The organism is Shewanella sp. Isolate8 (genome assembly GCF_022398495.1).
Lineage (GTDB): Bacteria > Pseudomonadota > Gammaproteobacteria > Enterobacterales > Shewanellaceae > Shewanella > Shewanella aquimarina.
Map to the genome: position 1 here is coordinate 1160230 of NZ_JAKEVI010000001.1, position 23023 is coordinate 1183252.

A 23023-nucleotide genomic window follows, 5' to 3' on the forward strand; every position below is an offset into this window, starting at 1 on the left:
GGGTGGGCGTTTCTGCTGTGGCTCAAGGTATGCAGCCAAAGAGGTAAGGCATAACAAACCGGCTGATCAAAGAATGCGCTTATGCCAATAAAAAAGAGACCCTAGGGTCTCTTTTTTGTCTGCTTTAAGCTAATGCGTTAAAGGGTTAGTCAGCGGCGTAGCCCATAGGGCCAAGCGGTTGATCGTCAAGGTAGGCCTTGCCGTCAGACATGCGCAGGCGCTGCTGACTGAACCACTTCACCACTAAGGGATAGATGGCATGTTCCTGCTCATGCACTCTTTCTGCCAGCAGGCTGGCATCATCCTCGGGATAGACGGGCACCTTGGCCTGCAGGATCACAGGGCCGGCATCCAGCTCTGGGGTCACAAAGTGTACACTGGCGCCATGTTCGCTGTCACCGGCGTCGATCGCCCTCTGATGAGTATGTAGGCCCGTGTATTTCGGCAGCAACGAAGGATGAATGTTGATCATTCGTCCCTCGAACTGCTTGACGAAATCATCGCTCAGTATACGCATAAAGCCCGCCAGCACGATAAGATCTGGCTGGTACTTGTCGATGGCCGCCTTGAGACGCAGATCATAGTCGCTGCGAGACTCGCTCTCATGGGGGATCACGCAGCTGGTATCGATCTCACTCTGATGCGCACGCACCAGGCCATAGGCATCGGGCTTATTGCTGATAACCCCAACGACTTCGGCGTCCAGGTTATCGTCACAGCCGTCTATGATGGCTTGCAGATTGCTGCCATTACCAGAGACCAGGACGAGGACGCGACAGCAGTTGGACATTAGCAAATCTCCACTTGCTCTTCGTCGCCATTGCGGCTGGCAATGTCACCGATGAGCCAAGCGTTTTCACCTTCGGCCTTAAGCAGGGTTAGCGCCGCATCGACCTGATCCTGTGGTAGGGCGATGATCATGCCAACACCACAGTTGAAGGTACGGTACATTTCAAACTCGGCGATATTACCGTTTTCCATCAACCAGTTGAAAACGGTAGGCCATTGCCATGAGTCGCCTTTTACAACGGCCTTGGCATCATCAGGTAGCACGCGTGGGATGTTTTCCCAGAAGCCGCCGCCAGTGATATGCGCCATGGCATGGATGTCATGCTTCTCAAGCAGCTTAAGCAGCGGCTTAACATAAATCTTGGTCGGTTCCAGCAGGTGATCGATCAGCGGCTTGCCTTCGAGGTCTTGCTGAGGATCGGCCTTGCTCACTTCCAGTACCTTGCGGATCAGCGAGTAACCGTTTGAGTGTGGGCCGCTTGAGCCCAGCGCGATTAGTGCATCACCGGCAACCACTTTTGAGCCGTCGAGCACATCTTCTTTTTCTACTACGCCCACGCAGAAGCCAGCTAAGTCGTAGTCTTCGCCTTCATACATGCCAGGCATTTCGGCAGTTTCGCCACCGATCAGGGCGCAACCCGATTGAGCACAACCTTCGGCGATGCCATTAACGACCGAGGTCGCAGTCGCGACATCTAGCTTGCCAGTGGCGTAATAGTCGAGGAAAAACAGGGGCTCTGCACCGGCAACAATCAGATCGTTGACACACATGGCAACCAGGTCGACGCCGACGCTGTCATGCTTCTGATAATCGATAGCCAGTCTAAGCTTGGTACCAACACCATCGGTGCCAGACACAAGAACTGGATGTTTGTACTTAGTTGGCAGCTCGCAAAGTGCGCCAAAACCACCTAGGTTACCCATAACTTCGGGACGGTGGGTACGTTTAACGGCAGATTTAATATTGTCTACAAGGGCATTGCCTGCGTCGATATCAACACCTGCATCTTTATAGCTTAGCTGGGTAGGAGTGCTCACGGAGGATCCTCTCGGGTACATCGTTATTGGATTTTTATGCGGCGCTATTCTATCAGCTTGTGTAGGCACTCGAAAGGGATGATTTTGAATATTCAAACGGACTTAGGTCACGATTTACCGTGTTTGTAAAACTTTATGTTTTCGATTGTGAACAAATCTACTAGAATCGGTACAATTTGCTGGAAAAACTGGAATAGATCAGGAGAAAACGATGAAAGTGGTCGAAGTTAAGCATCCTCTAGTACGTCATAAGATTGGCTTGATGCGTGAAGGAGATATCAGTACTAAGCGTTTCCGTGAGTTAGCGGCTGAAGTGGGTAGCCTGTTGACCTATGAAGCGACCGCTGACTTTGAAACCGAGAAGGTCACTATCGAAGGATGGAACGGTCCAGTTGAAGTTGAGCAGATCAAGGGTAAGAAGGTAACTGTAGTGCCTATCCTGCGTGCTGGTCTTGGCATGATGGATGGCGTACTTGAGCACGTACCGAGTGCACGTATCTCTGTGGTAGGTATCTACCGCGACGAGGAGACGCTGGAGCCTGTGCCATATTTTGAGAAGCTTGCTAGCAATATGCATGAGCGTATCGCATTGGTGGTCGACCCTATGTTGGCAACCGGCGGCTCTATGATCTCAACTATCGATCTGCTTAAAGAGCGTGGCTGCACCTCAATCAAGGCGTTGGTATTAGTAGCGGCGCCTGAAGGCATCGCGGCGCTTGAGAAGGCCCATCCTGATATCGAGCTTTACACCGCCTCTATCGATAAGTGCCTTAACGAGAACGGTTACATCCTGCCTGGTCTGGGTGATGCTGGCGATAAGATCTTCGGTACTAAGTAATACGTTAAGTTAGACCTAGTATCTAGTAGCAAGCCATATTAAATATGGTGAGCCGTAAAAAAGGAGCCTTAGGCTCCTTTTTTGTTGACTGACTTTTGTGTCTGGACTCGATTAAAGTGCGATGTCCTTGTTAGAGCACCATGGCCGCAATCCAACCCGAGATCAATAGCGGGATGTTGTAGTGGATAAAGGTTGGGATCACGCTGTCACGAATATGATCATGCTGACCGTCGGCGTTAAGACCGGCCGTTGGACCCAGGGTCGAATCCGATGCCGGTGAGCCCGCATCCCCCAGCGCCGCCGCCGTGCCGACCAGGGCGATAGTCGCCGGTACCGAGAAGCCGAAGCTGATGGCCAGCGGCACATAGATAGTGGCAATAATTGGGATGGTCGAAAACGAAGAGCCGATTCCCATGGTGATGAGCAGACCGACCACCAACATCAAGAAGGCTGCCAATGCGCGATTGTCACCGATGAGGTGGCTGAGGGAATCAACCAGAGTGCCCACATCGCCGGTGGCCTTGACTACGGCAGCGAAACCGGCGGCGGAGATCATGATGAAGCCGATGTTGGCCATCATACGTACCCCTTGGTTGAAGATATCCTGATCGGCCACATGCTTAAGGGCGCCGGAGAAGCTAAAGATGATAAAGCCGATGAGGGCGCCGAAGATCATCGAGCCGGTATAGAGCTGTACCACCAGGGTCGATGCTATCGCTATTAAGGCGATGACAATATTGCGGCGATTAAGTGTTTCTTCCGGCTCCGCGGCCAGGATCAACTCCTCTTTATATTCTCTTGGCTTGCGATAGCTGACAAACACGGCGATAAATAGTCCGGCGACCATACCCAGGGCCGGGATCAACATGGCCGGTGGGATCTGCTCGCGCACCGCATCTAAGTCATTGCTGGTGAGGTTTGAGAGCAAGATGTCGTTGAGGAAGATGCCGCCAAAACCCACCGGCAGGATCATATAGGTGGTCACCAGGCCGAAGGTGAGAACACAGGCCACCAGACGTCTGTCTAGCTTGAGCTTAGACATCACATGCAAGAGCGGTGGAATTAAGATCGGAATGAAAGCAATATGAATCGGCAGAATGTTTTGCGACGACACCGCCATGGCCAGGATAGCCAGCAAGAGCAGCCAGCGGACCTTGTTAATGTTGCCAGGGTTTTCCTCTCGACCTAACTGTGCAATCACCTTGCGAGAGATGAGCGTGGTAAGGCCCGAGTGCGACAGGGCCACGGCAAAGGCTCCCAGCAGGGCATAACTCAGGGCGATCTGCGCGCCGCCGCCAAGGCCTGTGTTGAAGGCCTCAACCGTCTGGTCTAGGTTCATGCCGCCGACGAGTCCGGCGACCAATGCACTCACAGTGAGTGCGATAACGACGTTCACGCGTGCTAGGCTAAGGCCCAACATCAAGCAAACGGCAATAACAACTGCATTCATATTGATTCAATCTGATTTTTTAATCTTTAATGGGAAGCTATTTTTGCCAGCAATAGCCCGTGTTGTCCAGCGTCTAGGCGTTTTATCTGAAAAATAGACAAGAGATGTAACCGAACTGTATTCAAGTTTACTGCGTAAGTGTAAATAAGCCTAACCGAGTGGACGGAAGAAGGTGATAACTTGGGCAACTCGATGAATATTTATTAAAAAAAGTGACAATGATCCCAAATTACTTGTGTCCCGCTGGTGACTGCCTATAATGCTTCTGAGTTCATAATTAAAAGCTTTTTCAATCCATAGATGGAGATAAAAAATGAGCGTATTAGTAGGCCGTCCGGCTCCTGATTTTACAGCTGCAGCAGTTCTTGGTAATGGCGAAATCGTTGATAGCTTTACCCTGAGCGAAGCGATTAAAGGAAAGCCAGCTGTAGTATTCTTCTACCCACTTGACTTCACTTTCGTATGCCCATCTGAGTTGATTGCCTTCGATCACCGCATGGAAGAGTTCAAGAAGCGTGGCGTTGAAGTTATCGGTGTTTCTATCGATTCTCAGTTCACTCACAACGCATGGCGTAACACTCCAGTAGACAAGGGCGGTATCGGCCAGGTTCAGTACACCCTAGTTGCTGACGTGAAGCACGATATCTGTAAAGCTTACGATGTTGAGCATCCAGAAGCCGGCGTGGCTTTCCGTGGTTCTTTCCTGATCGACAAAGAAGGTCAGGTTCGTCACCAAGTCGTTAACGATCTGCCACTAGGTCGTAACGTTGACGAGATGATTCGTATGATCGATGCACTTCAATTCCACGAAGAGCACGGTGACGTTTGCCCAGCAGGCTGGGAAAAAGGTGACAAGGGTATGGACGCGAGCCCAGCAGGCGTTGCTTCTTACCTGACTGATAACGCTGATTCACTATAAGCGATTCATGTTAAAGTCAAAAAAGCTGCCCTAGGGCAGCTTTTTTTATGGCTAGATTTTATGACAAGATTTTATGATTAGTCTTTATATCAGCCTAGCTGAGGCTCACTGGTTAGAGGGGATTAGCTCGTGAGCACCAGCTCACGGTAGGAGGCGGTCTCTCTGTCATCCTCGCTGAGACCGAGCTGCTCGGCCAGGGAGATGAGTCCTCGTTCAAAATCTGCCAGTTGAGCCTCATCGTCTGTCATGATCGCTAGCTCGGCAAAGTCGCCCAGGCCGTTGAGCGTATCGACCGTCACATGGTACTGGTCGATAAAATAGATGCTGCGGGTCTTGGTAAGACGCAGCACGACATCATAGCCCAGGTTTTCCAGCATGGCGGCGGCGCTGTCGATATTGTCGATACGCGTGGCCTGACACTGCTTGTCACCAGGTCCTTTGACTATCCAGAGTTTGATCCCTGAGGGGCGCATCTCCCTGAGAATCAAATATTTCTCCTCTTTGGCCAGGCATCCTTTTTCAGTATCGTAATATCGGTCGAACTCGACATTGTCCTCGAGCATTATCTGGTGAGGGAGGCGTCGAAGCTGGTTTAAAAAAGCCTCTCTATCTTGTAGTCGATATTTGAGTTCGACTTCATACTTGCCTTCAAAATGGGCTTGGCTCATCGTTCTACCGTCTGTGTAGCTTGCTGTGGTTGTTAGCCGGACTATAGCACTTTTGGGCGGGGCGGAGTGTGAGGTGATTAGTCTTTGTTGGTGCCATTTTATGTTAATAAATTGATCATTTTGTTCGCCCTTGATATACCTAGAGAAACCCTTCTTATTTATCGGCTTAGCCGCGAATGTGAGATGTAAGGTACTCGATGCGACTCTCTATAGCGTTTCTCTGTTGTTTGTTTTTCGTGGTGGCTGTTCGCGCCGAAACCGTGCTTTCTTATGATGTGAATGGCTCCAGTAGTTGGTATCCCTACTTTATCGATGCTAACGCCAAGGACCCAGGGATCTTGGCCGAGTTGGTGCCAGATATCTTTGCACTGACCCCGATTCGATTGGAGGCGAAACATTATCCACCGAAGCGAACTAATCAGGCGTTGGCTAGCGGGGCACTGGATTTCGATGTTGTGAGTCCTAGCTGGTTTGAGGGGGGCGACTTGGGTGAAAATTTTGTGCAGTCACAACCCATCTTCGCGATTAAGGAGCATGTAGTGGTCTTGGAGACGGCACTGGACGACTGGATGGATATTAGTAAGATCCGCGGGCAGGAGATTGGTACTGTGCGCGGTTATCTCTATCACGACGACAGCCAGTTCACCCGCGTCGATTTTAAGTCGGAGCGTGAGCTTATCATCGCCTTGCAGAAGGGGCGCATCCAGGCGGCCATTGCAGGGGATCTTACTGCGCTTTACTGGGCCAAGGAGCTGCAGGTGCCTATCGCGCTGGCGGCGGTGCATTCGGATGGCGTGCTGGTGATCCGCCTGCGAAGAGAACACCAAGCCTTGCTCGAGCAGATCAATGGCGCGATAAGTCAGCTCAGAGACCAGGGAACAATCGATGCCTTACTGGCCAAATATACTTCGGGTCCATCGGTTGCCTCAAGATTGAACAATTAGGCGTATCTTCCTCTATCTTCCTCTAACCGATTGTTTTTCAATCAAACGGTACATAATCTCTTGACGTGCGCTTCGAGATAGCCGCTAATTGTCGCCAATGGAAATAAGCAAGGATAGATGTATGAATCCAATGGAGTTTGCGATTCCGGCCGAGGACAAGCAGGCCTTTAGTCAATATTACGCGAAGAAGATAGCCCCTAAGTGCCGACGTTATGAGTCGGTTCGCCAGGCGGCTGCCGCTAAGTATCTGTCGCGTAGAAAAGTCAGTGCTCCCGTCACTTATATCGGTTTACTCGCCTTTCTGGCCTTTTTTGCCCTAACTTTCTACGGCGCAGCGATTCTCGATTTTGAAGATGGCGTGTTCTTTATCGGCTTTGCCGGTGCGTTTGGCTCAGGCGCCTTGGTGGCGACGGTAAACATCTGGGCGGGAAACGAGATAGGGCAACTACGCGCTGAGATTATCGAGGAGGTCTATCCGCTGCTGCTGGGATATTTCGGTAAGCGGTTTGCGTTAAATCCTCCAGGCTTACCCGGCCTGGATACCTATATGGACTATGGTCTCTTTCCTAAGTTCGACAAGGGATATTTTGAAGATTCGGTACGAGGCCAGTACCTCAATGTGCCTTTCTTGCTGCGGGAGCTGACGCTATTCGAGCACAAGGGGACTAAAGACAATCGCCCTCAATACAAGACGCTGTTTGATGGTTTGGTCATAGAGTTTGAGCTGCCAAAGCGGTTTTCTGCCAATATCCAGGTTCGTCAAGATAAAGGCCTCATGGGTAACGGTTTTATGCAGTTTAAACAGCAGCTGTCACGGGTAAAGCTGGAAGATCCTACCTTTGAGCGTCAGTTTGAGGTGTATAGCGACGATCAGGTCGAGGCGAGATACATGTTAACCACGGCGACCATGGAGCGTTTTCTCTCCCTGTCACGCTTTTACGGTGGAGAGCTCGAAGCCAGCTTCAAAGCGGGAAGACTGCTGATTATGATCGCCTGTAAACATAACTATTTCGAGCCGCAGTTGGATCTGCTAAAGCCGCTGGATTTTAGCGATGATATAGAGCAGGTGTTTAAGGAGATCCATGAGGTATTTGATTTGATCAAGGCCCTGAATCTCGACAGTCGTACCGGGCTTTAAAATCGTCTATTTGGCCGTTCACCTTATCTCTGTTGAGCGGCCAGTATCTGTATAGACACTAGCAGGTGTTTAGCCTAGGCTGTCTAACACCTTTGGGTCTTACCTCAGATGTTATAGCTTGGCTGTCATAGTTTGGCTGTCACATAGCTCAAGCGTTATCGCTAGTTTCTTGTTCAGGCGCTGGGCTGGGTTCTTCGCTTGGCGCTACTACCGGCCAGCCGCCTAATGCCTTCCACTTGTTGACGATATGACAAAACAGCTCGGCGGTGCGTTCGGTATCATAGAGGGCGGAGTGAGCCTCTTTGTTGTCGAAGGGGATACCGGCGATCTCACAGGCCTTCGCCAGTACCGTGTGTCCAAGTGCCAGGCCCGAGAGGGCGGCGGTGTCGAAGGTGGCAAACGGGTGAAACGGCGTACGTTTCAGGGCGTTGCGTTCGATCGCCTGAGTAACGAAACCATGATCGAAGGCGGCGTTGTGGGCCACTATGATACTGCGGTGACAATCCGATGCCTTCTGATGCTTCTTGACCTCTTTAAAGATCTCTAAGAAGGCTTCTTTCTCGCTCACGGCGCCGCGCAGCGGGTTGCTGGGGTCTATGCCATTAAACGCCAGGGCATCTGGTTCGAGGTTTGCGCCTTCGAAGGGCTCGATATGATAGTGCAGCGTCTTATCCAGCATCAAGTCGCCATTATCATCCATCTTCAGCAGGGTGACGGCGATCTCCAGCAACGCATCGGTCTGAGCATTAAACCCCGCGGTTTCAACATCGATGACGACGGGAAAGTAGCCACGGAATCTATGCTTAAGTTTGTGTGCGTCGCAAATATCGCTCATTAAAATATCCAAAGTGAAGAGTGGGGGGCTATTATGAAGTATCCGATGGGATCTTGTCATGTTTGATTGGTCATAATATGGGCTAAAGGAATGCTAAATTAGGCCGATAGGGATAAGTAACGTAATTAATAAGAGTGACTGTCTATGTGGGTTAGGGTGCTATGTGCGATGACATTCGGTATCGGCTTGAGTCTGGCGACGACGGCGCAGGCCGAGTTGCGTCACTATGTGGCCTCGCTGGAACAGTCCTCCTGGAGTCTAAGCGACAACACCCCCATCATCTGTCGTCTTGAGCATGAGATCCCATCCTACGGCAAGGCGGTGTTTACCAGCCGCGCCGGTAAAGATCATGATTTGAACTTTAGCCTGGATATGTGGGTGAAGCCCGACGAGGTGACCAATGCCAAGTTGATGAGCATGGCGCCCGCCTGGCGTCCTGGTGTGGTGTCCCGTCCCATCACAGATCTCACCTATCAGAAGTATTTTAGCGGCGAGGTGCCTAAGAAGGCGGCCTGGTCCATGCTGAACGAACTCGAACGCGGCATGCAGCCGACTTTCTATTATGCCGACTGGTACAACCGTTCCAGCAAAGTCGCCGTTGGGCTTTCGGCCGCCAATTTTGGTCGTCGTTACGCCGAGTTTAAATCGTGTCTGGCCAATCTCTTGCCCTATAGTTTCGATGATATCGCCTTCACAGTGTTGACCTATGAATTTGGTGGTTCCGAGTTGACCCGTTATTCCAAGGCGCAGATCGCTAAGGTGCAGGAGTATCTCTCTTACGACCCTGAGGTCGAGCTGGTCTTGATCGACGCCTATACCGACAGCTTCGGTGGCCGCTCGGTGAATAAGAAGGTGTCAGAGAAACGCGCCAAGTCGGTTAAGCAGCTCTTCCTGGCCGCCGGTATTCCCGACGAACGTATCCATACCTTAGGTCATGGTGAGCGTCGTCATGTGGCGTCCAATGAAACCAAAGATGAGCGGGCGCGCAACAGACGCGTGGTGATTCGCCTCAGCAAGCCGCTGGATTAAAAAAGCCACAGTGAGTTAATAATATTTATGGAAACCGGCCAACAAGGCCGGTTTTTGTTATCGGCCCGGGATAAAAAGAGAGTGCTGGCAAACGCTTGGTAAAAAACAGGTAAAAAAAAGCCCACTTAATCTTAAGTGGGCCGCAAATAAATCATTGCAATCAACAAATTGAAGGAAGGAAGTCAAGCATAAGAACCAGGGATGAATTCACGTGACTGGCACGGGAACTCGGAGTTCTTGTTTCCCATCTACCAGCGGGGTAGACACTTCCGGAAAACGAGGTGAATTATAGGGTCAGACCATTTGTCCTACAAACTAGAAAAATTCCCGCCTTAGATTAGTATTTCTAATGTCAAAAAAGGGTGTTTAAAGGGGCGAATTCACACATTTTGGGTATTTGCGCTTGATTACGCAAAATTGCTGCATAATTTCACGATTTATATAATTCATCCATGTTGTTTTTTTATTAACAAGTCAATTTCGCAAATGCCGGATTCGTTTATTTGTAGCCATTGCACGGTTTTTTTTTACTTGTATAGTACGAGGTTATTGGGCGCTAGCTCACAGGTTTACCATTAATAATAACGAGATATCCAGGACGGCTACAGATGGCTCTTAAGACGATTTTATCCAAGCAAACCCTTTTGCTTGCCGGATTAGGTTTAACACTCATGGGTTGCCAGTACCATGCCAATGAAACGGCAGCGGCGCAGGCAGCGGTTCAGCCCCAGGGCGTGGTCGAAACAATTCACGGTGTAGAGGTTGCCGACCCCTACCGTTATCTGGAGGAAGAGAGTGACGCAACCCATGCCTGGGTGAAGCAGCAGCAACAGGCTGGCCATGATTTTCTGGCACAGCTGGAAAACAAGCAGGCGATAGTCGATCGCATCACCGAGCTGTGGAACTTCGAGAAGGTCACAGCCCCAACCGAGCGTGGTGATAACACCTTCTATTACCGCAACGACGGTCTGCAGGCACAATCTGTACTCTATGTGAAGAATAAGGCCGGTGAAGAGAAGGTTGCCCTTGACCCTAACAGCTTCTCGACCGACGGCACAGTTGCCCTGAGCGGCGTCTCTGTCAGCGGCGACGGTAAGATCATCGCCTATGGCGTCTCAAAGTCGGGCTCAGACTGGCAGCAGTGGCAGTTTGTCGATGTGGCGACCGGGGCCAAGCTAGGCGACGAGCTCAACTGGATTAAGTTCTCCAGCGCCGAGTGGAGCAAAGACAATAAAGGTGTCTACTATTCTCGTTATGACGCGCCCGAAGGCGGCAATCTGCTGGCCGACGTTAACTTTAACCAGAAGGTCTATTATCACCAGTTGGGCACAGACCAGTCTCAAGACAAGCTGATCTACGAGCGCCCACAGAATAAAGATTGGGGCTTTGGTGCAGAGGTATCGGAGGCGGGGGATTATCTGCTGATCTCTATCTCTCAGGGTACAGATAGCCGCAACCGCTTCTTCTATAAGTCGCTCACAGATGCCAACGCGCCTGTGGTCGAGCTGATAAGCGAGCTGGAGGCAGAATACAGCTTCCTGGGTAACGACAAGTCTGTCTTCTACTTCAAGACAGATCTCGATGCGCCAAATGGCAAGATAGTGGCGGTGGATGTGAACCGTCCAGCCAAGGCAAACTGGAAGACGGTTGTCCCTGAGTCGAGCGACCCTATCGCCAGCGTAGCCATCATCAACGATCACCTGGTGGTCAGCTACCTGCACGACGTGCTGGGCAAGCTCACTATCTTCAGCATGAACGGCGTGAAGCGTCAGGATGTAGAGCTACCGGGTAAGGGTAAGATTGCCGGACCATATGGTAAGCGCAGCAAGGATTATTTCTACTACACCTTCAACAGCTATGTGCAGCCACAGACTACCTATAAGTTTGACTTTAAGACGGGCCAGTCGAGCCTGTACGCTAAGCCGAAGGTCGCCTTTAATCCAGATAACTATGTTTCCGAGCAGGTGTTCTACACCAGCAAGGATGGCACCCGCGTACCTATGATGATCTCTTACAAGAAGGGATTGACCCTTAACGGTGAAAACCCAACCCTCTTGTATGCCTATGGCGGTTTCTCTATCTCTCTGACGCCAAGATTCAGCCCGGCCAATATCGCCTGGATGGACATGGGCGGCGTGTACGCCGTGCCTAACCTACGTGGCGGCGCCGAATACGGTGAGAGCTGGCACCAAGCGGGTATGTTCGATAAGAAGCAGAACGTGTTCGATGACTATTTTGCCGCGGCCGAGTATTTGATTGACAACAAGTACACTAATCGCAGCAAGCTCGGTGCCTATGGCCGCAGTAACGGTGGTCTGCTGATGGGCGCGGCCGTGACTCAGCGTCCGGACCTTTTCGCCGCCATTCTGCCTGCGGTAGGCGTATTGGATATGTTGCGCTTCCATAAGTTCACCATCGGCTGGGCCTGGACCAGTGAATACGGTAGCGCCGATAATGCCGAGCAGTTCCCTGCGCTATTGGCCTATTCGCCTTATCACAACATCGCAGAGCGTGATTACCCGGCGACCATGGTGATGACGGCGGATCATGACGATCGCGTGGTACCGCTACACAGCTTCAAGTTCGGTGCCCTGCTGCAAGACAGACAGACGGGAGATGCACCTATCATCATGCGTATCGAGTCTAAGGCCGGCCATGGCGCCGGTAAGCCGACTGCGATGAAGATAGATGAATTTGCCGACATTTACAGTTTCTTAATGCATAGCTTCGGTCTTGCAGTGCCGAGCAAGATAGGCGGCTAAGTAAACAAACCTGAAAAGGGAAGTGAATAACTTCCCTTTTTTATTAACAAAATTTTATGCAGTTAGTCCCGGCTACAGGGGCGTCAAGCATTCACAATTGCCTGGGCACTCGGTATAGTAGGCCTCTATTTAATCTGAATGTTGAGCCGTTTGTAGCTATGTTTCGTTGGCCTATATCCGTTTACTACGAAGATACCGATGCCGGTGGAGTGGTGTATCACTCTAACTACCTTAATTTCTTCGAGCGTGCCCGCACCGAGTGGTTAAAACAGATAGGGGTGAAACAGACGCAGCTGTTGGCCGACGATATTGCCTTTGTGGTCAAACACGCCGATATCGATTTTAAGGTCGCCGCACGCTTCGAGCAGGACCTTTTGGTCGAGTCTGAGGTCATAGAGATGAAGAAGGCCTCTATGGTGTTCCGTCAGCGTCTATTGGATCAAGACGGAACCCTCTATTGTGAAGGGCACATTCAGGTGGCCTGTGTGGCATTATCGCGCATGCGGCCAAAAGCCATTCCCCATCATATTGTTCAGGAGTTAAAGGGTGGAAGCTGATATCTCTTTTATCGGGCTGTTTTTACAGGCCAGTCTATTAGTTAAATTCGTCATGTTGACGCTACTGGCATTGTCCGTGGTGTCCTGGGCGGTGATTATTCAACGTAGACGCCTGCTGACCTCGGCTCGTCAGCGTTCGCTCAAGTTTGAAGACAAATTTTGGTCCGGTGTCGACCTCAATAAGCTTTACAAGGAACTCTCTGCCAGACAGGAGAGCAATACTGGTCTAGAGGCCATGTTTTACGCCGGCTTTAAAGAGTATGCCCGCCTGAGTAACCTTAACGGCAAGGTGCCAGCTGCCGTGATGGATGGCTGTTATCGTGCCATGCGGGTCTCTCTCTCCAGAGAGCTTGAGAAGTTGGAAACCCACTTGCCACTGCTGGCAACGATTGGCTCGACCAGCCCCTATATCGGTCTGTTTGGTACCGTTTGGGGGATCATGAACTCCTTTATCGCCCTGGGCGCCGTTGAAAACGCGACACTTGCCATGGTGGCCCCGGGTATCGCCGAGGCACTTATCGCCACGGCCATGGGTCTGTTTGCGGCGATTCCTGCCGTTATCGCCTACAACCGTTTCTCGACTCAGGTGGAGAAGATCGAGATGTCTTACGCCAACTTTATGGAAGAGTTCTCCAGCATCCTGCATCGTCAGGCCTATAGCGAGAAGGAAGCCGGTTAATGCAGCAGGGTTATCAACGTAAGAGGCGTCGTCCGGTTGCCGAGATCAACGTTGTACCTTATATCGACGTGATGTTGGTACTGCTCATCATCTTCATGGTGACTGCGCCTATCGTGACGCAGGGCGTGAAGGTGGACTTGCCACAGGGGGAGGCCGAGAGCCTGCCTGCCGACAGTAAGCCGCCAGTGGTGGCTTCTATCGATGCCGATGGCGATTATTACCTGGATATTGGCAGTGCCAGCAGTAAAGAGGTGTTGGAGCTCGAGGAGATTGCCGTCAGAGTCAGCGCCATCATTCAGCTAGAGCCAGAGCGCCCCGTGGTGGTTAAGGCCGATAGGAGCATTCCCTATGAGCGGGTGATCCAGTTGATGGTGACGTTACAAAAAGCAGGTGTACCTTCGGTAGGCCTGATGACAGATTCGCCTGAGGAGTAACAGGTGGCAGGGAAATCAGATTTTACCGTTCCACTCATTATTTCAGCCAGCATTCATGTTGGCGTGATAGTTGTTTTGGCCATGGGTGTCGATTTTAGTGAGAAGCCTAAGGTGATGCCCCAGGTCAGTGCGCCTGCGGTGCAGGCCGTGGTGGTGGATCAGAAGCGGGTCAACGAGCAGGTCGAGAAACTTAAAGCCGAGAAATTGGCCGCCGAGCGCAAGGAGAAGGCGCGTCAGGAGGAGCTGGATCGTAAGGCGAGAGAGGCGCGTCAGGCCCGTGAACGTGAGCAGGCGCGCATCAAGAAGCTTGAGCAGGAGCGCAAGCAGAAAGAGCTAGAGACGCAAAATGCGGCCAAGGCTGCCAAGGCCGCCAAGCTTAAAGAGCAGCAGGAAAAAGAGAAGGCGGCTAAGGCCGAGGCGCAGCGTAAGAAGAAAGAGGCTGAGCGCAAGGCCGCCGAAGAAGCCGCAGCCAAAGCCGAAGCTAAGCGTAAGGCTGAAGAGGCCGCCGCTAAGAAGGCCGCCGAAGAACGTAAGCGCAAGGCAGAGGCCGAGGCGAAACGTAAGGCCGAAGAGGCCGCGCGCCGCGAGCAGGAGCGTATGATGCAAGAGGCGTTAGCAGCCGAGCAGGCCGCGCTGTCACAGACCCGCAACAAGCAGGTGATGAGCGAGGTGCAGCGTTATACCTCGATGATCCGCGCCACGATTCAGCGCCATCTGGTGGTGGATGAGTCGATGCGAGGCAAGAGCTGCCGCGTCTTTATTCGTCTGGCCAAAGATGGCTTTGTAACTGGTAACGAGATAGTGTCTGGCGATCCTGTGGTGTGCCGTGCCACTAAGGCTGCGATCAATAAGGCCGGGCGCCTGCCTGTCTCGCCAGAAGCCGATGTTTATAACAAGCTAAAAGAGATTAATCTCACTGTACAACCTGAGTTTAATTAAAGGAGTTCCATGAAAAATTTGGGAAGATGGCTCATCTTGGGTCTGGCGTTTTTAACCATACCGGCCAAGGCGGCATTGGATATAGTGATCACCGAAGGGGTCGATGCGGCGCGTCCTATCGCCGTGGTGCCTTTTGTGTGGCTGGGCAGTACGCCTATGCCGCAACAGATCTCTGATGTGGTGATGTCGGATCTGACCCGCAGCGGGACCTTTAAGCCGATGGATGAACTCGGGCTGCCACAGCGCAACCTAGGGTCATTGGCGCAGATGGATTTGAAGGCCTGGTCGAATGTGGCCGCGGAAGCCGTGGTCATGGGCACGGTTAAGCCTTATGGTCCAGATCAATACCTGGTTAACTTCGAGCTTATCGATCTGGTCAAAGCCCAGATGCAGTCTGGTGGTCCTCAGTCAGCCAGTGATTACCTACTCGATAGTCGCGAGACAGTGATCAGCGGCGCCCAGTTTAGACAGTATGGTCACAGGATCAGTGATATCGTCTATGAGAAGCTCACCGGCATTCGCGGCGCCTTCCTGACGCGTATCGCCTACGTGGTGGTGGATCACAAGGCGAAATCGCCTTATAAGTTAATGATTGCCGATTATGATGGCTATAACGAGCAGATGCTGCTGCGCTCGCCCGAGCCGCTGATGTCGCCAGCCTGGTCGCCGGATGGTCGCCGCTTGGCCTATGTGAGTTTTGAGAACAAACAGGCCGAGGTTTTTGTTCAGGATATCTATACTCAGCAAAGAACCAAGGTTACCAGCTTTCCAGGGATAAATGGTGCGCCTTCTTTCTCGCCCGATGGCAAGAAGTTAGCGATTACTCTGTCGAAGGATGGTCAGCCTGAGGTCTATGTGGTGGATATCGCCACCAAGGCGATTAAGCGTGTGACTAACCATTACGCCATCGACACCGAGGCCTCTTGGACACCAGATGGTAAGGCGTTGATCTTTACCTCTGAGCGTGGTGGTCGTCCGCAGATTTATCAGGTGACTTTAGCTTCAGGCAAGGTCACGCGCCTGACCTTCGAAGGTGAGTGGAACCTGGGTGGCTCTATCTCGCCCGATGGTCGCAGCATGGTGTTTGTGAATCGTACAAATGGTAAGTTCAATATTGCCCGTATGGATCTCGAGACACGATTTATGCAGGTGCTGACCACGACACGTTTGGATGAGTCGCCAAGCATAGCGCCTAACGGTACTATGGTGATTTATGGCACCACTTATCAGGGTCAACAGGTGTTGGCTGCTGTCTCTATGGATGGACGATTTAAGGCAAGATTGCCAGTGGGTCAAGGGGAGGTGAAGTCTCCTGCTTGGTCACCCTTCTTATAAATTTACTACTGAGAACAAGATTAAGGATTACAAAATGGATCTGAATAAGCTGTTTAAAGCTATGGTTGTTGCCCTGCCGATTATGGCGATCAGTGCGTGTAGCTCAACCTCTGAGTCACAAACCGATGCGACTAGCTCTATGAGCGGCAGCGAAAGCAGCGAAATGAATGCCGGTGGTGGCGTTGAGACGGGTGGTGTAGCACCTATCCTGACACCAGAAGAGCAGCAACGTATTAAGTACCAGGAACTGCGCAAGGAACATATCATCTACTTCGATTTCGACCGCAGCTCGGTATCCTCTGACTTCTCAGAAGTGCTTAATGCTCATGGTGAGTATCTGCTTGAGCATCCTAATGTACGTGTGATGATCGAAGGTCATGCCGATGAGCGTGGTACGCCAGAGTACAACATCGCCCTGGGTGAGCGTCGTGCCAAGGCCGTTGCCAAGTACCTGCAAAGCATGGGTGTACTGCCGAGCCAGATGAGCATAGTGAGCTATGGTGAAGAGAAGCCACAAGATTTCTCTCGCACCGATGATGGCTTTGCTAAGAACCGTCGTGCGGTATTGGTTTACTAAGCGTTAGGTAGGGTTAACTATGAAGACTGCCGTTGTTACCGCGGCAATTCTGATGAGTGTGGGTGTCGCGGTAGCGGCACCTGCGCCCGTTGAGGATGTTGCCGGTGGTTCCTCCGAAGATAGAGTTGCGCGTCTTGAGCGTATCATAAAGGCCAAACAGGCGGCCGAATTTGAGATGCAGCAGCGTCTGGATACCCTCCAGCAGGAGGTACTTGACCTGCGTGGCCTGACTGAGCAGCAAAGCTATCAAATTAATCAGATGCTACAGCGCCAACGTCAGCTCTACGATGATATTGCTAATCTGAGTAAGGCTAAGGCGACGCCAGTGGCGGCAACTCCTGTAGCGACAAGCTCAGGAACCTCTTCACTAGGGGAAACCGCTAGCTATGAGCGCGCCGTGAATCTGGTGCTGAAAGAGCGCCAGTACGATGAGGCGATCCCTGCGTTTCGTGAGTTCATTGCGCAATACCCCAATTCGACCTATGCCGCCAATGCTAACTACTGGTTAGGTCAGCTACTCTATAACAAGGGTGAGCTTGGTGATGCCGCTAAGGCCTTTAATACTGTTGTCAATAAGTTTAAAGAGTCGAATAAGCGTGGCGATAGCCTGGTTAAGCTTGGCATGATTGCGCAGAAGCGTAACGATAATGCGACCGCTAAACGTTACTATCAGCAAGTCGTTAGCGAATACGCTAATAGTGCCGCTGCTCGCATCGCCAAACAGCAGATGGTGGGGCTTTAATCTCTATTTAACCAAAAAACATACTCTTAGTCTGTTTTTCATGCAAACAAAAAAAAATGGGGAATTTGCACTTGCATGAGAAGATGAAAAAGGTATTATAGGCGCCCTCGAAGCGACGTAGTCGTTTGGGCGCTAAATCAAAGAGATTTAGTTGAAAATGGGTCGTTAGCTCAGTCGGTAGAGCAGTTGGCTTTTAACCAATTGGTCGAAGGTTCGAATCCTTCACGACCCACCACTTTTCTGGCAGTGGTTAAACAATCAGGCATCTAAGATGGGTCGTTAGCTCAGTCGCTATTTTTAGAGAAAGGGCAGTTGGCTTTTAACCTATGATACAAGGTTAAGCTTCATCAGTATCAATAATATGGGTCGTTAGCTCAGTCGGTAGAGCAGTTGGCTTTTAACCAATTGGTCGAAGGTTCGAATCCTTCACGACCCACCACTTTTCTAACAGTGGTTAAACAGTTAGGCATCCTAAGATGGGTCGTTAGCTCAGTCGGTAGAGCAGTTGGCTTTTAACCAATTGGTCGAAGGTTCGAATCCTTCACGACCCACCACTTCTCTGGAAGTGGTTAAACATTCAGGCATCCAAGATGGGTCGTTAGCTCAGTCGCTTGCTCTTGTAAAGAGTGTAGAGAAAGGGCAGTTGGCTTTTAACCTCTGATACAAGGTTAAGCTACATCGGTATCAACAATATGGGTCGTTAGCTCAGTCGGTAGAGCAGTTGGCTTTTAACCAATTGGTCGAAGGTTCGAATCCTTCACGACCCACCACTTTTCTGGCAGTGGTTAAACATTCAGGCACCTAAGATGGGTCGTTAGCTCAGTCGCTATTTTTAGAGAAAGGGCAGTTGGCTTTTAACCTCTGATACAAGGTTAAGCTACATCGGTATCAACAATATGGGTCGTTAGCTCAGTCGGTAGAGCAGTTGGCTTTTAACCAATTGGTCGAAGGTTCGAATCCTTCACGACCCACCACTTTTCTGGAAGTGGTTAAACATTCAGGCATCCAAGATGGGTCGTTAGCTCAGTCGGTAGAGCAGTTGGCTTTTAACCAATTGGTCGAAGGTTCGAATCCTTCACGACCCACCACTTTCTCTAGGTGGTTAAATCAAGAGAAGGATTTAGAAGGTTATTAGCTCAGTCGATGCTTTTAAAGCAAAGAGGCAGTTGGCTTTACTTTTTAACTCCACATTGGTCGAAGGTTCGAATCCTTCACGACCCACCACTTTTCTGGAAGTGGTTAAACATTCAGGTATCCAAGATGGGTCGTTAGCTCAGTCGCTATTTTTAGGGAAAGGGCAGTTGGCTTTTAACCTCTGATACAAGGTTAAGTTACATCGGTATCAACAATACGGGTCGTTAGCTCAGTCGGTAGAGCAGTTGGCTTTTAACCAATTGGTCGAAGGTTCGAATCCTTCACGACCCACCACTTCTCCAATCATTTCTGCTTTTGTTGAATTCCTTATTATTTGTTGTCGGTTTCGGTTAACTAGCCGCAGTTCAAATAGCAGTGATCCAATATCAGTGATCTAATAAATCGTTGGATGTGCTTTAAATAAAGAGACAGTTGGCTTTGCTTCTTAACGCCACATTGGTCGAAGGTTCGAATCCTTCACGACCCACCACTTCTCCAATTATCTCTGCTTTTGTTGAATTCCTTATTATTTGTTGTCGATTTCGGTTAGCTAGCCAAAGTTCAAATCGCAGTGACTTAATGCCTGTGACCTAATACCAGTGAGCCAGGTTTAAAGCCGTTAATCATCAGATCCTTTATATCGTTTTGTTGTTCGAATTATTTGCTGATGCAATAGGGATTGCCTCGACCTAGACTAATTCACTAGCTTTTTATCGTACATTACCCCTGCCTGTTCGACCTTTGTCTTATAGACGTTTTGCTAATGTTACTTGTTTGTTAACTCCGTCATATTCATTGCGATAATAATGAAAAAGGGAGAGGACAGATGAAAAACGCAAAAGTGTCTTTGCTGGCTGCGGCGACCTTACTGGCGCTAGGTTCCAGTGCTGCTATGGCCGAGACAGAGTTTAAGTTTGGTGGCTATGTGAAGGCCGATGTCATGTTTAGTGACTATAGCAATGGCGCACCAGACTCAGGTAATCTTTCTCGCCAGTTTTATGTTCCAGGTACCATCTATGGTACACCGGGCAATGGCGAACAAGTTGTCGATTTCCAAGCGAGAGAATCTCGCTTTAATTTTAAGACGGTGACAGATCTCGACGGCCACAAGCTAACCGGTTTTATCGAGCTGGACTTTATGACTCACAGCGACGGCAACGAAAGGGTATCTAACAGTTACTCTCCCCGAATTCGTCATGCGTTTGTCAGCTTTGACAACTGGACCGTGGGTCAGACCTGGACTACCTTCATGAATCCAGGCTCTCTGCCTGAAAACCTCGATTTCGTGGGGGCGGCAGAAGGTACGCCTTTTGTGCGCCAGACGCAGGTTAGATACACCAATGGCGGCTTCCAGTTTGCTCTGGAAAACCCAGAAACTACGGTAACGCCTAATGGCGGTGGTTCACGTATCACCAGCGGTAGTGGCATAGTGCCTGATTTCGTGGCGCGTTATAACTTTAAGACCCAAGGTGGTGCAAAGTTTACCCTGGCCGGTATTGCACGCCAGCTTAACCTTGAGAAGGGTGGGATAGATTCTCAGACCATGGGTTATGGCTTGAACTTTACCGGAGTGATTCCTGTTGGTAGCGATGATCTTAAATTCTCGGCAACCGCGGGTGATGGCTTGGGGCGCTACATGGCGCTTAACTATGCCAATGCGGGAGTATTGGATGCCGATGGCGACATAGAGACCATTAGCTCATACGGCGGTTTCGCCTCCTACCGCCATTGGTGGAACGATAAGTGGCGCTCAAGCTTTACCTTATCGGGCTTCAAGGCCGATAACGATGTCGCCTTAACTGGCGGAGTTGTGAATGAAGAGTCCTATTCTGGTTACGTTAACTTGCTCTATTCTCCGGTGAAACCTTTAACGGTTGGTGTGGAGTATATGTACGCGGAAAACACCAAACAAAATGGTGATAAGGGCGAGTTAAATCGCGTTATCTTCTCGGTGAAGTATGTGTTGTAGTCACTGGTGTTAAGATAAAAAAGGAGGCTTAGCCTCCTTTTTCTTTGCTGTCGTTACAGCAGATTGTTGTCGCGAACATATTGTTCAAACTCGGTGCAGCCACCGATATGCTCTTGATCGATGAAGATCTGCGGCACGGTTTCAACTGGCTTGCCTACCGTCTTTTCCAGATCGGCCTTGGTGATGCCCTCTGCATGAATATCGACATACTTAAATTTGAAATCGTCGCGAGTCTCAACCAGTTGCTCTGATAGTTGAACGGCTCTAACGCAGTATGGGCAGCCTGGACGGCCGAAGATTACAACAAACATATTCGCTCCAGAAGTAAATGTTGGTGACTTTATACCATAGGCCAACGGGGTTTGCATATTTCAGATCATACAAACTTATGCTGGCTGTCGAATCGGCCTCGATAGTCGAAGAAACGCTCGACTAATTCCCAGCCGCGTTTGCCCTTCTTGAGGAGCAGAAGATCCGGCATACGAAAATGATCTCGTGCGGCAATCACTTGTTCGGGCGTATCGTAGCTTGGCTGTTTCTGACCTGGTGTACGCGTGTGTTGATGGACAAACACGCCATAGAAGGCACGGATCTGCGCCTTAGTGGCAAAGTTAAAGCTGCTAGAGAAGTCATTTCCCTCGACATCCAAGTAACGCACCCTGAGCCGAGTTCCTTCCGCCTCGAAAAGCATCTCTTGGCACCGAAACAGATGATGGTGCTTCTGTTGCAGCACCTCTTTAAGACGCTTGTCTGGGTCGATCAGTGTCGACTGACAATGCTGGCAAACTTTGGCGGCAATATCGTTCTCTTCGCCGCAATTGGGGCAAGCCTTGGAGCGGAACCGAAAGTCGCACTGCTTTTTGCCACTGTCATCACCTATCACGGCCTGACAGCGTCGTCCGAAGTGCTCGATAATATCGCCATCACTGTCCACCAGTCCCCAGAAAATGTTGGCAAAGCCACAGACCGGGCAGGGCACCTGCACCGGCACACTCTTGCTGTCGGGTTTAGGACGGCCCACCTCGGGAAAAAAGAGGTCGAAACCGTTGGCGGCGTAATCGATCACCAAACAGTCCTGTTTGCCCTCACAGATCCTTAAGCCCCGACCGACCATTTGCTGAAACAGACTCACCGAGGCCGTGGGCCTTAGAATCGCAATAAGATCCACATGGGGGGCGTCGAAACCGGTAGTCAGTACGGCAACGTTGACCAGATAATCGAGCTCGCGCTGCTTGAATGCATCTATGATGGCATCGCGCTGCTGGCTTGGCGTATTGGCCGTGATAAGGCCTGCCTTATCTGTGGCGAGTAGCGTCATGATCTCCTCGGCGTGACGCACTGTCGCGGCGAATATGATGGTGCCGGCTCGGGTGTTGGTGAGCTGTTTAATCTGCTCCACGATCGCCTTGGTGGCACGACCGGCATGATGTAAGAGGGAATCGACTTCGGCCTCGTTGTATTCGCCATTAGCACTGGGGGAGAGCTCGCTAAAATCATATTGGGCCGACAGGCCGTCCAGTACCTTGGGGGGCGTCAAGAAGCCCTGTTTAATCAGGGGGCGCATCGGCAGCTCGAAGATACAGTGTTCGAATACCGGCTGCTCGGTATTACCTATCTTGCCGTGGTAGTGATAGCGGTAGATCCAACCGCTTCCCAGCCGATAGGGGGTGGCCGTCAGGCCTAACAATCTAAGCTTTGGGTTCTGAGTTCTCAGGTGACTCAGTAGCTGCTGATATTGGCTCTCTTTCTCGTTGGAGACCCGGTGGCATTCATCGATGATCACCAGAGAATAGGGTTCATCAAACTGCTTGGGATTACGCACCGCCGACTGAATGCTGGCGACTACCGTCTTGTTGCGGGTCGATTTCTGTTTCAGGCCGGCCGAAAAAATACTGGCCTCATCTGTCAGTAATCCAACCTTCTCGGCGTTTTGCGCCACCAGCTCCTTGACGTGGGTGAGTACTAGGGTGCGCCCCTTGGCGATGCGGGCAAGCTCTGCGATGACGATACTCTTGCCGGCCCCTGTCGGAAGCACAAGAACGGCGGAGTCGTCGCAGCGTTTAAAGTGGCTGATGGCCGCCTCTACGGCCTGGCGTTGATAATCTCTGAGTTGCAAAGCAAATGCTGGTCTGTGATTGGGGCTATCAGGATATCAGTGCCTAACATGGCTCGCTAGGGCCTGTTGACCTTTTGAGAACAATTTTTGTTCTAATTGAGTACGTTCAAATCGCGGCATGAGGCTTGAAG

21 protein-coding genes and 7 tRNA genes are annotated in these 23023 nt (G+C 50.8%); 21 read left to right on the plus strand and 7 right to left on the minus strand.

Translation table 11 applies throughout. From position 1 onward, the window contains the following. Positions 1-145 precede the first annotated feature (145 nt). Together purN and purM are read right to left on the minus strand one after the other, a co-directional pair. Positions 146-790 (minus strand): phosphoribosylglycinamide formyltransferase, encoded by a 645-nt coding sequence (gene purN / locus L1D43_RS05135; RefSeq protein WP_239850186.1) that lies wholly within the window; start codon positions 788-790, stop codon positions 146-148. After that, positions 790-1827, minus strand: coding sequence for a phosphoribosylformylglycinamidine cyclo-ligase (gene purM / locus L1D43_RS05140; RefSeq protein ID WP_239850187.1), 1038 nt, complete (start codon positions 1825-1827; stop codon positions 790-792). Before purM ends, purN begins: the two co-directional genes overlap by 1 nt. A gap of 211 nt (positions 1828-2038) precedes the next feature. Here purM and upp point away from each other — a divergent pair, with 211 nt between their 5' ends. Continuing rightward, on the plus strand, positions 2039-2665 hold the full coding sequence (upp, locus tag L1D43_RS05145) for a uracil phosphoribosyltransferase (protein WP_011865313.1): 627 nt from the start codon (positions 2039-2041) through the stop codon (positions 2663-2665). 130 nt (positions 2666-2795) lie between these two features. Here the strand turns inward: upp and L1D43_RS05150 are convergent, their stop codons facing one another. Next, a complete protein-coding gene (locus L1D43_RS05150; protein ID WP_239850188.1) occupies positions 2796-4115 on the minus strand; it encodes a Na+/H+ antiporter family protein in 1320 nt (439 codons plus the stop codon). A 313-nt stretch (positions 4116-4428) separates the two neighbouring features. Here L1D43_RS05150 and L1D43_RS05155 point away from each other — a divergent pair, with 313 nt between their 5' ends. Further along, on the plus strand, positions 4429-5034 hold the full coding sequence (locus L1D43_RS05155; protein ID WP_041511691.1) for a peroxiredoxin C: 606 nt from the start codon (positions 4429-4431) through the stop codon (positions 5032-5034). 122 nt (positions 5035-5156) lie between these two features. On the opposite strand, the gene cyaB is transcribed toward L1D43_RS05155, so the two are convergent. After that, positions 5157-5702 (minus strand): class IV adenylate cyclase, encoded by a 546-nt coding sequence (cyaB, locus tag L1D43_RS05160; protein ID WP_239850189.1) that lies wholly within the window; start codon positions 5700-5702, stop codon positions 5157-5159. A 197-nt stretch (positions 5703-5899) separates the two neighbouring features. Between cyaB and L1D43_RS05165 the strand changes: the two genes are divergently transcribed. Beyond that, the gene (locus tag L1D43_RS05165; RefSeq protein WP_239850190.1) at positions 5900-6646 is read left to right on the plus strand and encodes a transporter substrate-binding domain-containing protein; all 747 of its coding nucleotides are present in this window, start codon (positions 5900-5902) and stop codon (positions 6644-6646) included. A gap of 121 nt (positions 6647-6767) precedes the next feature. Then, positions 6768-7784 carry a DUF3137 domain-containing protein gene (locus tag L1D43_RS05170; RefSeq protein WP_239850191.1) on the plus strand — a complete coding sequence of 339 codons (1017 nt, stop codon included), beginning with the start codon at positions 6768-6770 and terminating at the stop codon, positions 7782-7784. 148 nt (positions 7785-7932) lie between these two features. Here the strand turns inward: L1D43_RS05170 and rnt are convergent, their stop codons facing one another. Then, positions 7933-8619, minus strand: coding sequence for a ribonuclease T (gene rnt / locus L1D43_RS05175; protein ID WP_239850192.1), 687 nt, complete (start codon positions 8617-8619; stop codon positions 7933-7935). 168 nt (positions 8620-8787) lie between these two features. On the opposite strand from rnt, the gene L1D43_RS05180 reads away from it, so the two are divergent. From L1D43_RS05180 to L1D43_RS05260, 17 genes are all read left to right on the plus strand, one after another. Beyond that, positions 8788-9648: an OmpA family protein gene (locus L1D43_RS05180; protein ID WP_239850193.1), complete on the plus strand. Its 861-nt coding sequence runs from the start codon at positions 8788-8790 to the stop codon at positions 9646-9648. Positions 9649-10256: 608 nt separating this feature from the next. Then, the gene (locus L1D43_RS05185; protein WP_239850194.1) at positions 10257-12410 is read left to right on the plus strand and encodes a prolyl oligopeptidase family serine peptidase; all 2154 of its coding nucleotides are present in this window, start codon (positions 10257-10259) and stop codon (positions 12408-12410) included. A 158-nt stretch (positions 12411-12568) separates the two neighbouring features. Further along, on the plus strand, positions 12569-12967 hold the full coding sequence (gene ybgC / locus L1D43_RS05190; protein WP_239850195.1) for a tol-pal system-associated acyl-CoA thioesterase: 399 nt from the start codon (positions 12569-12571) through the stop codon (positions 12965-12967). Next, positions 12957-13646, plus strand: coding sequence for a protein TolQ (gene tolQ, locus L1D43_RS05195; protein WP_239850196.1), 690 nt, complete (start codon positions 12957-12959; stop codon positions 13644-13646). The genes ybgC and tolQ overlap by 11 nt, the downstream gene beginning before the upstream one ends. After that, positions 13646-14080, plus strand: a complete 435-nt coding sequence (tolR, locus tag L1D43_RS05200) for a protein TolR (RefSeq protein ID WP_239850197.1) — start codon at positions 13646-13648, stop codon at positions 14078-14080. The genes tolQ and tolR overlap by 1 nt, the downstream gene beginning before the upstream one ends. Before the next feature lie 3 nt (positions 14081-14083). Beyond that, positions 14084-15019 carry a cell envelope integrity protein TolA gene (tolA, locus tag L1D43_RS05205; RefSeq protein WP_239850198.1) on the plus strand — a complete coding sequence of 312 codons (936 nt, stop codon included), beginning with the start codon at positions 14084-14086 and terminating at the stop codon, positions 15017-15019. Positions 15020-15028: 9 nt separating this feature from the next. After that, on the plus strand, positions 15029-16354 hold the full coding sequence (gene tolB / locus L1D43_RS05210) for a Tol-Pal system beta propeller repeat protein TolB (protein ID WP_239850199.1): 1326 nt from the start codon (positions 15029-15031) through the stop codon (positions 16352-16354). A gap of 34 nt (positions 16355-16388) precedes the next feature. Then, positions 16389-16931 carry a peptidoglycan-associated lipoprotein Pal gene (pal, locus tag L1D43_RS05215; RefSeq protein WP_011865327.1) on the plus strand — a complete coding sequence of 181 codons (543 nt, stop codon included), beginning with the start codon at positions 16389-16391 and terminating at the stop codon, positions 16929-16931. Between the two features lie 19 nt (positions 16932-16950). Next, positions 16951-17673, plus strand: coding sequence for a tol-pal system protein YbgF (gene ybgF, locus L1D43_RS05220; protein WP_239850200.1), 723 nt, complete (start codon positions 16951-16953; stop codon positions 17671-17673). Between the two features lie 159 nt (positions 17674-17832). Beyond that, positions 17833-17908, plus strand: a tRNA-Lys gene (locus L1D43_RS05225). Positions 17909-18036: 128 nt separating this feature from the next. Continuing rightward, positions 18037-18112, plus strand: a tRNA-Lys gene (locus tag L1D43_RS05230). A gap of 39 nt (positions 18113-18151) precedes the next feature. Next, positions 18152-18227, plus strand: a tRNA-Lys gene (locus tag L1D43_RS05235). Positions 18228-18367: 140 nt separating this feature from the next. Beyond that, positions 18368-18443 (plus strand) — tRNA-Lys (locus L1D43_RS05240). Between the two features lie 128 nt (positions 18444-18571). Beyond that, positions 18572-18647 (plus strand) — tRNA-Lys (locus L1D43_RS05245). 38 nt (positions 18648-18685) lie between these two features. Next, a tRNA-Lys gene (locus tag L1D43_RS05250) sits at positions 18686-18761 on the plus strand. A gap of 264 nt (positions 18762-19025) precedes the next feature. After that, positions 19026-19101: transfer RNA gene (locus L1D43_RS05255), tRNA-Lys, on the plus strand. A 532-nt stretch (positions 19102-19633) separates the two neighbouring features. After that, entirely contained in the window at positions 19634-20776 is a 1143-nt protein-coding gene (locus L1D43_RS05260) for a DcaP family trimeric outer membrane transporter (protein ID WP_239850201.1), read from the plus strand. A 53-nt stretch (positions 20777-20829) separates the two neighbouring features. Here L1D43_RS05260 and L1D43_RS05265 read toward each other — a convergent pair whose 3' ends face one another. Then, positions 20830-21087, minus strand: coding sequence for a GrxA family glutaredoxin (locus tag L1D43_RS05265; protein WP_041511673.1), 258 nt, complete (start codon positions 21085-21087; stop codon positions 20830-20832). Positions 21088-21152: 65 nt separating this feature from the next. Then, a complete protein-coding gene (locus L1D43_RS05270) occupies positions 21153-22892 on the minus strand; it encodes a DEAD/DEAH box helicase (protein ID WP_239850202.1) in 1740 nt (579 codons plus the stop codon). Between the last annotated feature and the right edge of the window lie 131 nt (positions 22893-23023).